The following is a 13,809-nucleotide window of genomic DNA, read 5'->3' as shown; positions in this document are numbered from 1 at the left end:
CCCGAAGAAGCCGGAAACGGAGCACTCATGGACCTCAGTCAATTCACACAAGCATTCTTCGTCGAAGCGGTCGAGCTGCTGGCCGAGATGGAGCAGCTGCTGCTCGAGCTCGACGTCGCCTCGCCCGATGCCGAACAGCTCAACGCCATCTTCCGCGCCGCGCACTCGATCAAGGGCGGCGCGGCCACCTTCGGCTTCACCGCCCTGACCGACACCACGCACCTGCTGGAGACCCTTTTGGACCGGGCGCGCCATGGCCAGCTGAACCTGAGCGCTCCGATGATCGATGCCTTTTTGGAAACGAAGGACGCCTTGCAAGAACAACTGACGGCCTACCAGGCGGGCAAAGAACCGGAGCCTGAGAGGGTGGCGCACATCTGCGCCGTGCTGCAACAACTGGCGCTGGAGAACGGCGCCGCCGAGGGCGCGTCGGCGCACACGCCTGCGCTTGCGCCGGCCCCCGTGGCGGCCAAGCCTGCGCCCGCCGAGCCCGTGCCGGCTGGCGCACTGCGCGTGCGCTTCTCGCGCCTGTCCGACAGCGAGTGCGACCTGCTCGCCGACGAGCTCGGCAACCTGGGCAAGCTGCTGTCGCGCACGCGCGCCGGCGACCAGCTCACCGTGATGCTCGAGACCACCTGCAGCCCCGACGACATCATTGCCGTGTGCTGCTTCGTCATCGACGAATCGCAGATCGAGATCACGCAGATCACGCACGACGCGGAAGCGCCCGAAGCCGCGGCTTCCGTCGCCGAAGCCCCGGCTGCCGCGATTGCGGAAAGCGTGCAGGCCGCAGCCCCGAAGTCGGCGCCCGCCGCGGGCGCGCCGGCTGCGGCGAACGCCAAGGAGTCGAGCTCGATCCGCGTCGACGTGGAGAAGGTCGACCAGCTCATCAACCTGGTGGGCGAACTGGTCATCACGCAGTCGATGCTGACCCAGGCCGCCACCATGCTCGACCCCGTGGCCTACGAGCGCTTCCTGAGCGGCCTGGGCCACCTGGAGCGCAATGCGCGCGACCTGCAGGAGTCGGTGATGTCCATCCGCATGATGCCGATGGACTACGTGTTCAGCCGCTTCCCGCGCGTGATCCGCGACGTCAGCGCCAAGCTCGGCAAGCAGGTGCGGCTCGACACCTACGGCAAGGAGACCGAGCTCGACAAGGGGCTGATCGAGCGCATCGTGGACCCGCTCACGCACCTGGTGCGCAACAGCCTGGACCACGGCATCGAGACGCCCGAGCAGCGCCTGGCCAAGGGCAAGGACGCCACCGGCCAGCTGCTGCTGTCGGCCCAGCACCACGGCGGCAACATCGTGATCGAGGTCAGCGACGACGGCGCCGGCCTGCACCGCGGCAAGATCCTCGCCAAGGCCCGCCAGCAGGGCCTGGCCGTGAGCGACAGCATGCCCGACGACGAGGTGTGGCAGCTGATCTTCGCTCCCGGCTTCTCCACCGCCGAGCAGGTCACCGATATCTCCGGCCGCGGCGTCGGCATGGACGTGGTCAAGCGCAACATCCAGGAGATGGGCGGCCACGTCGAGATCAGCTCGCGCGAAGGCCGCGGCACCACCACCCGCATCGTGCTGCCGCTGACGCTCGCCATCCTCAACGGCATGTCGGTCAAGGTCGGCGAGGAGGCCTACATCCTGCCGCTGAGCTACGTCATCGAGTCGCTGCAGCCGCTGGCGGAGCATCTGCACTCGATCACCGCCGACGGCCACGTGATCAAGGTGCGCGGCGAATACCTGCCGCTGATCGAGCTGCACCGCGTGTTCGACGTGGCCGGCGCGCAGACCAACCCGACGCAGGGCATCCTGGTGATCGTGCAGGCCGACGACGCGCGCTTCGCGCTGCTGGTGGACGAGCTGCTCGGCCAGCACCAGGTGGTGGTGAAGAACCTCGAGACCAACTACCGCAAGGTGCCCGGCATCTCGGCCGCCACCATCCTGGGCGACGGCAGCGTGGCCTTCATCATCGACGTGGGCGCCATGCCGCGCATCCAGCGGGCCCAGGCGATCAGCGCCGCCGCGCTGGCGGGCGCTTCCAGGATGGACGCCATCGCGGCCTGAGAGCACGGAGACCCACGCATGCGCTTCGACTTCTTCCGTCGCCAGGAATCCGGCGGCAGCGCCGCGCCCGGCCAGGCGCCCGCCGCCAACGAACCCGACGCCAGCGGCTACGTGACCTACGCCCAGCTGCTCGATGCGGGCAAGCGGGTCATGGGCTACAGGCTCGCGTGGCGCCCGGCCTCGCCGGACAACGCGGCGGATGCCGTCGCGCAGTTCAAGGCGCTCATGAGCTGCGCCGGCAAGCATCTCAACGACCCCAAGGCCGGATGGGCACTGGGGCGCACCCTGCTGTTCGTCGACGTCACGGCCGAGTCGATCGTGACCGGCGAGCTGCAGCTCCTGCCGGCCGAGAACGTCGTGCTGTGCGTGGGGCTGGACCTGCTCATGAACGAGGAGCTGCGGGCCATCGTGCTCTTCCTGCGCGAGCAGGGCTTCCACTTCATGCTCTGCGGCGCCGACGCGCTGCCGCAGGACGAGGAGCTGCGCGGCCTCGTGACCCATTTCGATGTGGGCGCAGGCGACAGGGCGCTGGTGGAGCGCCTGCGCGCCGAGGCCCAGCCGGGCCGGCCGCCGCTCCAGCTGATCGTCACGCGCATCAGCGAATGGGACCACTTCGATGCCGCCGCCGCGCAGCATCTGGAGGTGTTCGTCGACGGGCCCCGGCTCCAGCCCGGCGAGGACGATGCGCCCAAGCACGGCGCGCTGCAGCCCGCGTCGATGCTGATCGTGCAGCTGATGCAGATGATCCAGCGCAACCAGGACGTGCGCGAGATCGAGGCCGTGCTCAAGCGCGACGCGGCGCTGACCTACCGGCTGCTGCGCTACATCAACTCGCCGGCCATCGGCGCCGGCGTCGAGATCCATTCGATGCGCCACGCCGTGACCATGCTCGGCTATGCGCCGCTGTTCCGCTGGCTCTCCGTGCTGTTGGCCATGAGCAATGCCAAGGCCAGCCCGCCCTTCATGATGAAGAAGGCAGTCATGCGCGGGCGCTTCGTCGAGCTGATGGGCAAGGGGATGCTGCCCGCCTCGGATGCCGACAACCTCTTCGTGGTCGGCATGTTCTCGCTGATCGACCGGCTGCTCGGCGTCCCCATGCGGGAGGTGCTGGGCAAGGTGCAGCTCAGCGAGGCGGTGCATCAGGCCATCCTGGCGCGCGAGGGTGCCTACGGGCCTTTCCTGGCGCTGGCCGAGAGCTGCGAGGAAGACGGCGCGCGCGCCGCGAGCCTGGCGGAGGCGCTCTTCATGAGCGCCGACCAGGTCAACGCGGCGCACCTCTCAGCACTCGCCTGGGCGCAGGATCTCGGCCCGGCCGAGGCCGCCTGAGGGGATTCGAGATGCAAGGCTTTTGCGCACTTGATCGAGGCATTGGAAAAGGCGAGCGCTATGTACATTGAAAGCCAGGCATCGGCTCCGACCGTGAACTCCGAATTCCACTTCACCGACCACGACTTCGCGAAGATCCGCACGCTGATCCATCGTCGCGCGGGCATCGCCCTGGGCGAGCAGAAGCGCCAGATGGTCTACAGCCGGCTGTCGCGCCGCCTGCGCGAGCTGCGCATGCCCGAGTTCTCGCGCTATCTCGAGATGCTGGAATCCAGCCACGACGGCGAGGAGTGGCAGGCCTTCATCAATTCGCTGACCACCAACCTGACCTCCTTCTTCCGCGAGGCGCACCATTTCCCGGTGCTGGCCGAGCATGCGAAGCGCAGCAAGCAGCCGGTCACCATCTGGTGCGCCGCGGCTTCCACCGGCGAAGAGCCGTACTCGATCGCCATCACGCTGGTCGAGGCCCTGGGCGAGCGCGCCTCCACGGCCCGCGTGATCGCCACCGACATCGACACGGCCGTGCTGGCCAAGGCCTCGACCGGCGTCTTCACGCTGGAGCAGGTCAAGGGCCTGCCGCCCGAGCGGCTGCGGCGCTTCTTCAACAAGGGCACGGGCGCCAACGCCGGCAAGGTGCGCGTGCGGCCCGAGATCGCGGCCATGATCAAGTTCGAGCGCCTCAACCTGCTGGACCCGGTGTGGCCCGTGAAGGAGCCGGTGGACGCGATCTTCTGCCGCAACGTGATGATCTACTTCGACAAGCCCACGCAGAAGCGCATCCTCGACCGCTTCGAGCCGCTGCTCAAGCCCGGCGCGCTGCTGTTCGCGGGGCATTCGGAGAACGCCTCGCTGGTCAGCCCGAACTTCAAGGCGATCGGGCAGACGGTGTACGAAGTGAATCGCAAGGCGAGATCATGAGACGCCGGGCCGCTCCCAAGTCGAATAGCACCGCAGCGCATAGCGCGGAGGTTGCCTAATGAACGCGGCGGTACCGGGCTCCGTCGCCAGCCACCACTACTTCGACCGCGACTTCGACCGCATGGCGGTCAAGCTCCTGCCGTCGGAGTATTACGTCACCGCCGCCGACACCGTGATGACCACGGTGCTGGGCTCCTGCGTCGCGGCCTGCCTGGTCGACCGCGACGCCGGCGTGGCGGGCATGAACCACTTCATGCTGCCGGAGGACGGCGAGCCGGGCAGCACGCGCGGGCAGGCCGAGTCGATGCGCTACGGCGCCTATGCGATGGACGTGCTGATCCGCGAGCTGCTGCGCGCCGGCGCGCGGCGCGACCGGCTGCAGGCCAAGGTCTTCGGCGGCGCCGCCGTGCTCGCCAACATGACTACGCTGAACATCGGCGACCGCAACGCCGACTTCGTGCTGCGCTACCTCGAGACCGAGCGCATCGCCGTCGCCGCGCAGGACCTGCGCGGCCCGCATGCGCGCCGCGTCTGCCTGCTGCCGCACAGCGGCAAGGCCGTGGTGCGCAAGCTGCGTGCCCAGGGCGAGGTGCAGTCGGTCCAGCGCGAGGAGGGCGAACTGCTGCGCCGGCTTGCCGTCGCCAACAAGAACAAGGGAAAGTGCCTGTCATGAAGAAGATCAAGGTCCTGTGCGTCGACGATTCGGCGCTGATCCGCAGCGTGATGACCGAGCTCATCAACAGCCAGAGCGACATGACGGTGGTGGGCACCGCCGCCGACCCGCTGGTGGCGCGCGACCTCATCAAGCAGACCAACCCGGACGTGCTGACGCTGGACGTGGAGATGCCGCGCATGGACGGCCTGGAGTTCCTCGAGAAGCTGATGCGCCTGCGGCCGATGCCGGTGGTGATGGTGTCCTCGCTGACCGAGCGCGGCTCCGAGATCGCGCTGCGTGCGCTGGAGCTGGGTGCGATCGACTTCGTCACCAAGCCGAAGCTGGGCGTGCGCGACGGGCTGATTCAATACACCGAGCTCATCGCCGGCAAGATCCGCGCGGCGGCGCAGGCGCGGCTGCTGCCCGCCCGGACCGCCGCCGCGAGAGCGACGGCCGAGAGCGCACAGGAGCCGATGCTGCGCAGCCCGCTCTTGTCCACCGAGAAGCTGATCATCATCGGCGCCTCCACCGGCGGCACCGAGGCCATCCGCGAAGTGCTGCAGCCGCTGCCGCCCGACGCGCCGGCGGTGCTGATCGCGCAGCACATGCCGCCCGGCTTCACGCGCTCCTTCGCGCAGCGCCTGGACGGCCTGTGCCGCATCCATGTGAAGGAGGCCGAGCAGGGCGAGCGCGTGCTGCCGGGCTATGCCTACATCGCGCCGGGCGGCTATCACCTGGCGCTGGGACGCAGCGGCGCCAATTACGTGGCCCAGCTCAACCAGGAGCCGCCGGTGAACCGGCACCGGCCCTCGATCGACGTGCTGTTCGACTCGGCGGCCCGGCATGCGGGCAAGAACGCGATCGGGATGATCCTCACCGGCATGGGCCGCGATGGCGCCGAGGGCCTGCTGCGCATGAAGCAGGCCGGCGCCCACACGCTGTCGCAGGACGAGGCGAGCTGCGTGGTCTACGGAATGCCGCGCGAGGCCGTGCTGCTCGGCGCCGTGGACGAGGTGGCGCCCCTGAACGAGATGACCCGCCGCGTGCTCGCGCACCTGCGCACCTTCGGCGAACGCACCAACCGGGTGTGACGCCGAACCTGAATCCGAACCATTGAAGCTGGAGAAACCGTGATCGACAAGAGCATCAAGATTTTGGTCGTGGATGACTTCCCGACCATGCGCCGCATCGTGCGCAACCTGTTGAAGGAGCTGGAGTTCCTCAACGTCGACGAGGCCGAGGACGGTGCCGCCGGCATCGAGAAGCTGCGCGGCGGCGACTTCGGCTTCGTGGTGTCGGACTGGAACATGCCCAACATGGACGGCCTGACCATGCTGAAGACCATCCGCGCCGATCCCGAGCTGGCCAAGCTGCCGGTGCTGATGGTCACGGCCGAGGCGAAGAAGGAGAACATCATCGCCGCGGCCCAGGCCGGTGCCAACGGCTATGTGGTCAAGCCCTTCACGGCTGCCACGCTCGAAGAGAAGCTCAACAAGATCTTCGAGAAACTCCAGAAAGAGAGCGCTTGAGATGAGCGCCAGCACGACGGACGCCGCAGGAAAAGGCAACACGCACGACGAGCTCCTCGGCCGCATCGGCCACCTCACGCGCCAACTGCGCGAGGGCATGCGCGAGTTGGGCCTGGACAAGCAGGTCGAGCGCGCCGCGCAGGCCATCCCCGATGCGCGCGACCGCCTCAGCTACGTGGCCACCATGACCGAGCGGGCGGCGCACCGCGCGCTCAATGCCATCGACGTTGCGCAGCCGATGCAGGAGGCGCTGTCGAACGGCGCCAAGAGCCTGAGCGGGCGCTGGGATCAATGGTTCGCCAACCCCATCGAGCTGGACCATGCGCGCGAGCTGGTGATGGACACGCGCGGCTACCTGCAGCAGGTGCCCGAGCGTGCCAGCGCCATCAACTCGCAGCTGATGGAAATCATGATGGCCCAGGACTTCCAGGACCTCACGGGCCAGGTCATCAAGAAGATGATGGACGTGGTCAACGAGGTCGAGACGCAGCTGCTGCAGGTGCTGATCGACAACTCGCCGATGGAGAAGCGGCCGGAGCTCGCGGTGGTGCAGGGCAACGGCCTGATGAACGGGCCGCAGATCAAGGCTGACAATCCGGACGCGGTGACGGACCAGGCGCAGGTGGATGATCTGTTGGAAAGCCTGGGGTTCTAGCTCGCGCAGGGGCTGTTGTCCCCTATCTCGCTTCCCAGGGGTTTTCCAGGCGTACCCCGGTGCGCTCGAAGTCCACGATATTGCGCGTGACCACGGTCATGCCGTGCACCAGCGCGGTCGCTGCGATGAGCCCATCTCGTTCGGGCATCGGATCGGGGACATGCAGCTTGGCGGCGCACAAGGCCACGTCGCCGTCCACTGCCAATGTCCGCCCGTTGAAACTCGGCACCACCTGCTTGTGAAGCCAGGCTGCCAGTCGTTCACCCTGCGGAGCGTCGCGCCGCGCTTTCAACAACACGCCACGCTCCAGCTCCAGAAGCGTGATCGCCGAGATGAACAGCAGTGCGTCGACGTGCGCCGCAGCCCATGCGCGTACTTGCGCATCTGCCCTCGTGCCGTGCCGAAGTTCCGAAATCACGTTGGTGTCGAGCAAGAACATCAGGGCCGCCCCGTGTCCTCGCGCTCCGTCCCGAGCTCCGCGTCGCGCAATCGCAGATCCATCCTCGCTGGCTCGAACACGATGTCGTCACCACCTTCCATCGCGAGCGCGTCGACCAGGCTGCGCCTCTTGCCGGTCAGCCGCTGATACTCCTCGATGCTGAGCAGCACATGCGCTGCCTGCCCGCGATCGGTGATGAACACCGGGCCCTCGGCGGCCCACTGTTTGGCCGCGGCGACGTCGCGCGTGAAGTCGCGGCTTGAAATCGTGTGAATGCTCATGTCTGTACCTCGATCGCTTCAATTCGGTTGTGCTCGGGTGCACGTGAATGCTAGAACATACAAGCAAAGCCGTCAAAAGCGACTCTGACGCCCTGATCGCCGAGCGCTCCGCCGGTAAGCGAACGCCCGAGCAGGAGGGCAATCCGCCCCCTGATCAAGGGATTGTCCAGCGCCCCCGAATCCAATAATCAGCCACGACTCGGCGATGTTCGCCGATGCTCTCCCGGAGCATGAATGGCTGAAGAAAGCGATCTCGAAAAGACAGAACCCGCCTCGCCGCGGCGCCTCGAGAAGGCGCGCGAAGAAGGCAACGTGGCCCGCTCGCGCGAGCTGGTCACCTTCGTTCTGCTCGCCACGGCGGTCGCCGGCCTGTGGGCCATGGCCGGGCCGCTGGGGAGCCACTTCCGTGCATCGCTCGGCCATGGCCTGCGCTTCGAGCGCGCCGCGGCCTTCGACACCTCCTTCATGCTGACCCAGGCTGGCCTGCTGACGATGCAGGCGTTGGTCGCGATGGCGCCGCTGATGGGCATGCTCGTGCTGGCCGCGCTGGTGGCGCCGCTGATGCTGGGCGGCTGGCTGTTCTCGACCCAGGCCATCGGCCCCAAGTTCGACAAGCTCGACCCCATCGCGGGCATCAAGCGCCTGTTCTCCACCCAGTCGCTGGCCGAGCTGTTCAAGGCGCTGGCCAAGTCGCTGCTGATCGGCGGCGTGGCCTGGGTGGTGATCATGGACGGCATGGACGAGGTCAACGCGCTGATGGCCCAGTCCGAGCGCGCCGCGCTGCCGCAGATGATCCTGCTGGTGGCGCGCAACTGCGCGCTCATCACCTCCGCGCTGCTGCTGATCGCGCTGGTGGACGTGCCCTGGCAGCTGTGGAGCTACTACCGCAAGCTGCGCATGTCGCGCGAGGACCTGCGCCAGGAGCACAAGGAGAGCGAGGGCGACCCGCACATCAAGGCGCAGATCCGCCGCCAGCAACAGCAGATGGCGAGGCGCCGCATGATGTCCGAGGTGCCCAAGGCCGACATCGTGGTCACCAACCCGACGCACTTCGCGGTGGCCCTGAAATACGTCGACAGCATGCGCGCGCCGCGCGTGGTGGCCAAGGGCACGGACGCCGTGGCCGAGCGCATCCGCGAGATCGCGAAAGAGAACAAGGTCGCGATCCTCGAGGCGCCGCCGCTCACGCGCTCGCTCTACAAGTACACCCGCCTGGGCGACGAGATCCCCGCCGGACTCTACACCGCGGTGGCCGAGGTGCTCGCCTGGGTCTACCAGCTCAAGCGCTGGCAGACCGAAGGCGGCGAGGCGCCGCGCACGCCGGGCGATCTGCCCATTCCCCAGGACCTTGAATACAACCTGCAGAGCGCATGAACGCGATTGCCACCTTCCTGCGACTGCCGCCGCAGAGCCTCTCCGGGGGCAACTTGAAGGGCCTGGCCGGCCCCATCCTCATCATCATGATCCTGAGCATGATGGTGCTGCCGCTGCCGCCCTTCCTGCTGGACCTGCTGTTCACCTTCAACATCGCGATGTCGGTGATGGTGCTGCTGGTCAGCATGTACACCATGAAGGCGCTGGACTTCGCGGCCTTCCCGGCGGTGCTGCTGTTCTCCACGCTCCTGCGCCTGTCGCTCAACGTGGCCTCCACCCGCGTGGTGCTGATGCACGGCCACACCGGCCCCGACGCCGCCGGCAAGGTGATCGAGGCCTTCGGCCACTTCCTGGTGGGCGGCAACTTCGCGGTCGGCGTGATGGTCTTCATCATCCTGGTGCTGATCAACTTCATGGTCATCACCAAGGGCGCGGGCCGCATCGCCGAGGTCGGAGCGCGCTTCATGCTCGACGCCATGCCCGGCAAGCAGATGGCGATCGACGCCGACCTCAACGCCGGCCTGATCGGCGAAGACGTGGCGCGCAAGCGCCGCACCGAGGTGGCGCAGGAGGCCGACTTCTACGGTTCCATGGACGGTGCCAGCAAGTTCGTGCGCGGCGATGCCGTCGCCGGCCTGCTGATCATGGTGATCAACATCATCGGCGGCCTGGTGGTGGGCGTGGTGCAGCACGGGCTGGACTTCTCCACCGCCGGCAAGACCTACACGCTGCTGGCCATCGGCGACGGCCTGGTGGCGCAGATCCCGGCGCTGGTGATCTCGACCGCGGCCGGCGTGATCGTCTCGCGCGTGACCACCGACGAGGACGTGGGGCGCCAGCTCACCGGCCAGCTCTTCTCCAACCCGCAGGTGCTGTTCCTCACGGCCGCGATCATCGGCCTGATGGGCATGATCCCCGGCATGCCGAACCTGGCCTTCCTGCTGATCGCGGGCGGCCTGGTCTGGTTCGGCCGCCGGCTGCTGCTGCGCGCGCCGCAGAAGGCGGCCGCACAGGCCGCCGCGGCCAAGGCGCTGGCTGCGGTGCCCGCTCCCGAAGCGGCCGAAGCCACCTGGGACGACGTGGCCCTGGTCGACCCGCTGGGCATGGAGGTCGGCTACCGCCTGATCCCGCTGGTGGACCAGTCGCAGCAGGGCGAGCTGCTGGGCCGCATCAAGAGCATCCGCAAGAAGATCGCGCAGGAGCTGGGCTTCCTGGTGCCGGTGGTTCACATCCGCGACAACCTCGAGATCCAGCCCAACAGCTACATCATCAGCCTGAAGGGCGTGGCGATCGGCCGCGGCGAGGCCTACCCCAATCAGTGGATGGCGATCAACCCGGGCCAGGTGACCGGCACGCTGCCCGGCACGCCCACGCAGGACCCGGCCTTCGGCCTGCCCGCGGTGTGGATCGACGCCAGCCAGCGCCAGCAGGCGCAGGCCTTCGGCTACACGGTGGTCGACGCCTGCACGGTGATGGCCACGCACCTCAACCACCTGATCCAGACCCACGCCGCCGAGCTGCTGGGCCGCCAGGAAGTGCAGCAGCTGCTCGACCAGGTCGGCAAGACCGCGCCCAAGCTCACCGAGGACCTGGTGCCCAAGGTGATCACGCTCAGCACGCTGCACAAGGTGCTGCAGAACCTGCTCGAGGAAGAAGTGCCGATCCGCGACATGCGCACCATCCTCGACGTGATGGCCGAGCAAGCGCCGACCGTGAAGGACGCGACCGAGCTGACCTCGCTCACCCGCCTGGCGCTGGGCCGTGCCATCGTGCAGCAGCTGTTCCCGGGCGACTCGGAGCTGCAGGTGCTCGGGCTCGACGCCACGCTCGACGGCATGCTGCAGCAGGCCATGACCAGCAACAGCGGCATCGAGCCGGGCCTGGCCGACAACCTGCTCACGCAGACCCAGGCCGCGATTGCGCGCCAGGAGCAGATGGGCCTGGCGCCGGTGCTGGTCGTGCAGCACCCGCTGCGCGTGCTGCTTTCCCGATTCCTGCGGCGCAGCCTGCCGCAACTCAAGGTGCTCTCGCACGCCGAGATCCCTGATTCCCGCCACATCAAGATCACCGCCACCATTGGAGGAAGAGTTTGAACATCATCACCGACGTGCGCAGCGCCGCACGCAAGTTCGTCGCCGCCACCAGCCGCGAAGCCCTGCGGTTGGCCCGCGAAGCCCTCGGCTCGGAGGCGATGGTCCTGACCAACCGCGTCGTCGCCGAGGGCGTCGAGATCGTCGCGATGGCGCCGGAGGAAATGGAGCAGGTCGCGGAGCACGCGGCGCCTGCTGCTGCGATGCCCGCGCCGATGCCGGTGCCCTCGATGCCGCCGATGCCCTTCATGCCCTCCGTGCCCTCGCGCCCGGCGGTGCCCGTCACGCCCTTGCTGCAGCAGGCGGCCCTGCCCGCCGCGCCCGCCATGACCTTCGCGCCCGCGGCCGAAGCGCCGGCTGCAGTCGCACCGCACGCCGACCCCGTGCTCAGCGAGCTTCACTCCATGCGCGGCATGATCGAGGAACAGCTGGCCACCGTGGTCTGGAACGACCGCCAGCGCCGCGACCCGATGCGCGGGCGCCTGCTGCGCACGCTGCTGGGCGCCGGCTTCAGCGCCCGCCTCGCGAAGGCCATGCTGGAGCACCTGCCCGCCAACCAGAGCTACGCCCAGGGCATGGCCTTCGTGCGCTCGGAGCTGATCCGCACCCTGCCCGTGATGGAGGACGAGGATGCGCTGCTGGCCCAGGGCGGCGTCTACGCCCTGATGGGCCCCACCGGCGTCGGCAAGACCACCACCACCGCCAAGCTGGCCGCGCGCTGCGTGATGCGCTTCGGCGCCGACAAGCTGGCGCTGGTGACCACCGACAGCTACCGGATCGGCGCCTACGAGCAGCTGCGCATCTACGGCCAGATCCTCAACGTGCCGGTCTATGCGGTGAAGGATGCGACCGACCTGCAGCTGGTGCTCAACGACCTGCGCAACAAGCACATGGTGCTGATCGACACCGTGGGCATGAGCCAGCGCGACCGCGCCGTGTCGGAGCAGATCGCCATGCTCGGCAGCAGCCCGCGGCCGGTGAAGCGGCTGCTGCTGCTCAATGCCGCGAGCCACGGCGACACCCTCAACGAGGTGGTGCATGCCTACCGTCACGGCGGCAGCGACAACGCGCTGGCCGGCTGCATCTTCACGAAGGTCGACGAGGCCACGCACCCGGGCGCGCTCATCGACACCGTGATCCGCCACCGCCTGCCGGTGCACTACGTTTCCAGTGGCCAGAAGGTGCCGGAGAACCTGGCGCCGGCCGATCGCGCCGCGCTGGTCGACAGCGTGTTCCAGGCCAAGGCGCCGAGCGCGCTCTTCGTGCCCGGCGAGAGCGACCTGCAGGACCGGCCGGCCCCGGCCGAGGGTGCATCGCAAGTGGCCGAGGCGCAGGCCGAGACCGAGCGCCTGCGGCTGAAGTACCAGCAGCTGATCCATGCCATGGCCCACGACGCGCAGGAGGTGGCCTGGGCCGCCAAGGCGCTGGCCGATGCCGACCTGGGCTTCGACGCGGCACGCGAGCTGTGGCGCATGGCGGCCGACGAGAACGTGCTGCACAAGTCCGTGCTGCAGTCCTTGAAGGCCCATGCCTGGAGCGAGATCGCCACCGGCTGCGACCGCCATGTGCTGGCGCTCGGCGGGCAGCTCGGCCTCAAGTCGAACGAGGGCGGCGACGCCTACGCCTGCGAAAGCAGCCTGCTGCTGTCGGACCGCGATGGCCGGCCGCTGGCCGCGCCCAACCAGTGGCTCTCCACCGCCGGCGCGCGCACGGCCGGCGAGGCTGCGCGCAAGCCCGGCCAGCGCCAGCTGCAGTGGCTGGCCCAGCAGGATTTCGGCAAGCCGGTGGTGCATGTGCTGCCGCGCCTGCCCACCGTCGAATTCATGGGAGGCATGCAGGCCCGCGGGCTGGGATGGCTGGCGCGTGCGCCGGGCTCGACCGCCATCGCCGATGCAAGCACCGGCCGCGGCAGCACGCTGGCGCGGCTGGAGCTCGCCTTCGGCCAGCCGCACGCCGTGCGCTTCAAGGGCAAGCCGGCGCTGCAGGCCGAGGCCCATGCCGAGGTGCAGCTGCGCGGCGAGCACGGGCTGCCGGCCCTGCGCTGCGTGGTGACGCGCGTGATGGAGCCGAAGACCCGCAAGATCCTCGCGCAGGGCTACCTGCTGTCGAACCTCGGGGGCGAGGTCGATGCGGCGCAGCTCGCGCAATGGCAGGCCTGGGCCGCCGAGGCCGAGCCCTGCTTCCGCCTGATCCGCCAGGGCCTGCAACTGGTGGGCGGCCTGGGCGAGCTGGGCGACCCGCAGATGATGAAGCGCGTGCTGATCGCCGGCCAGGCCAGCACCACCGTGTGGCGGCTGCTGCACGCCCAGGGGGAATGGGCGGGCCGCACGCGCGTGCTGCTGAGCCAGCTGACCGGGCGGCGCCTGCGGCCCGACCGCGCGCCCTCCGGCAACGTGCTTTACGAAGGCGTGGCCAAGCTATTCCTGCTGCTGGAGGCACTCGGTTCATGAGTCGATGGGCCGCTCCCGAGACGAATAC

General features: G+C 68.5%; 12 protein-coding genes. 10 read left to right on the top strand and 2 right to left on the bottom strand.

The window, feature by feature from the left end:
- Positions 1 to 27 precede the first annotated feature (27 nt).
- The 7 genes from cheA to cheZ are packed head-to-tail and all read left to right on the top strand — an operon-like array spanning position 28 to position 7,147.
- Positions 28 to 2,064, top strand: a complete 2,037-nt coding sequence (gene cheA / locus GXN78_RS23640; RefSeq protein WP_106560501.1) for a chemotaxis protein CheA — start codon at positions 28 to 30, stop codon at positions 2,062 to 2,064.
- An 18-nt stretch (positions 2,065 to 2,082) separates the two neighbouring features.
- Positions 2,083 to 3,390, top strand: coding sequence for an HDOD domain-containing protein (locus GXN78_RS23635; protein ID WP_106560500.1), 1,308 nt, complete (start codon positions 2,083 to 2,085; stop codon positions 3,388 to 3,390).
- A 60-nt stretch (positions 3,391 to 3,450) separates the two neighbouring features.
- Positions 3,451 to 4,308, top strand: coding sequence for a CheR family methyltransferase (locus GXN78_RS23630; RefSeq protein ID WP_164255702.1), 858 nt, complete (start codon positions 3,451 to 3,453; stop codon positions 4,306 to 4,308).
- Between the two features lie 58 nt (positions 4,309 to 4,366).
- Complete coding sequence (gene cheD, locus GXN78_RS23625; protein ID WP_106560499.1) at positions 4,367 to 4,981, top strand: chemoreceptor glutamine deamidase CheD; 615 nt, start codon at positions 4,367 to 4,369, stop codon at positions 4,979 to 4,981.
- Positions 4,978 to 6,054: a chemotaxis response regulator protein-glutamate methylesterase gene (locus tag GXN78_RS23620; RefSeq protein WP_106560498.1), complete on the top strand. Its 1,077-nt coding sequence runs from the start codon at positions 4,978 to 4,980 to the stop codon at positions 6,052 to 6,054. The genes cheD and GXN78_RS23620 overlap by 4 nt, the downstream gene beginning before the upstream one ends.
- Before the next feature lie 39 nt (positions 6,055 to 6,093).
- A complete protein-coding gene (cheY, locus tag GXN78_RS23615) occupies positions 6,094 to 6,492 on the top strand; it encodes a chemotaxis response regulator CheY (RefSeq protein ID WP_106560497.1) in 399 nt (132 codons plus the stop codon).
- 1 nt (position 6,493) lies between these two features.
- Positions 6,494 to 7,147 carry a protein phosphatase CheZ gene (cheZ, locus tag GXN78_RS23610; RefSeq protein WP_106560496.1) on the top strand — a complete coding sequence of 218 codons (654 nt, stop codon included), beginning with the start codon at positions 6,494 to 6,496 and terminating at the stop codon, positions 7,145 to 7,147.
- A gap of 22 nt (positions 7,148 to 7,169) precedes the next feature.
- On the opposite strand, the gene GXN78_RS23605 is transcribed toward cheZ, so the two are convergent.
- A complete protein-coding gene (locus GXN78_RS23605; RefSeq protein WP_204162279.1) occupies positions 7,170 to 7,589 on the bottom strand; it encodes a type II toxin-antitoxin system VapC family toxin in 420 nt (139 codons plus the stop codon).
- The gene (locus GXN78_RS23600) at positions 7,586 to 7,867 is read right to left on the bottom strand and encodes a type II toxin-antitoxin system Phd/YefM family antitoxin (RefSeq protein ID WP_106560494.1); all 282 of its coding nucleotides are present in this window, start codon (positions 7,865 to 7,867) and stop codon (positions 7,586 to 7,588) included. Before GXN78_RS23600 ends, GXN78_RS23605 begins: the two co-directional genes overlap by 4 nt.
- Before the next feature lie 234 nt (positions 7,868 to 8,101).
- Between GXN78_RS23600 and flhB the strand changes: the two genes are divergently transcribed.
- From flhB to flhF, 3 genes are read left to right on the top strand one after another with little or no spacing between them, the layout of a single operon-like run.
- Positions 8,102 to 9,241, top strand: coding sequence for a flagellar biosynthesis protein FlhB (gene flhB / locus GXN78_RS23595; RefSeq protein ID WP_106560493.1), 1,140 nt, complete (start codon positions 8,102 to 8,104; stop codon positions 9,239 to 9,241).
- Entirely contained in the window at positions 9,238 to 11,334 is a 2,097-nt protein-coding gene (gene flhA, locus GXN78_RS23590; RefSeq protein ID WP_106560492.1) for a flagellar biosynthesis protein FlhA, read from the top strand. Before flhB ends, flhA begins: the two co-directional genes overlap by 4 nt.
- The gene (gene flhF, locus GXN78_RS23585) at positions 11,331 to 13,781 is read left to right on the top strand and encodes a flagellar biosynthesis protein FlhF (protein ID WP_106560491.1); all 2,451 of its coding nucleotides are present in this window, start codon (positions 11,331 to 11,333) and stop codon (positions 13,779 to 13,781) included. Before flhA ends, flhF begins: the two co-directional genes overlap by 4 nt.
- Positions 13,782 to 13,809 lie beyond the last annotated feature (28 nt).

This window comes from Variovorax sp. WS11 (assembly GCF_010499245.1).
Taxonomy (GTDB): Bacteria; Pseudomonadota; Gammaproteobacteria; order Burkholderiales; family Burkholderiaceae_C; genus Variovorax.
Note: the sequence above shows the minus strand (reverse complement) of the source record. Positions and strands in the feature narration are given on the sequence as shown.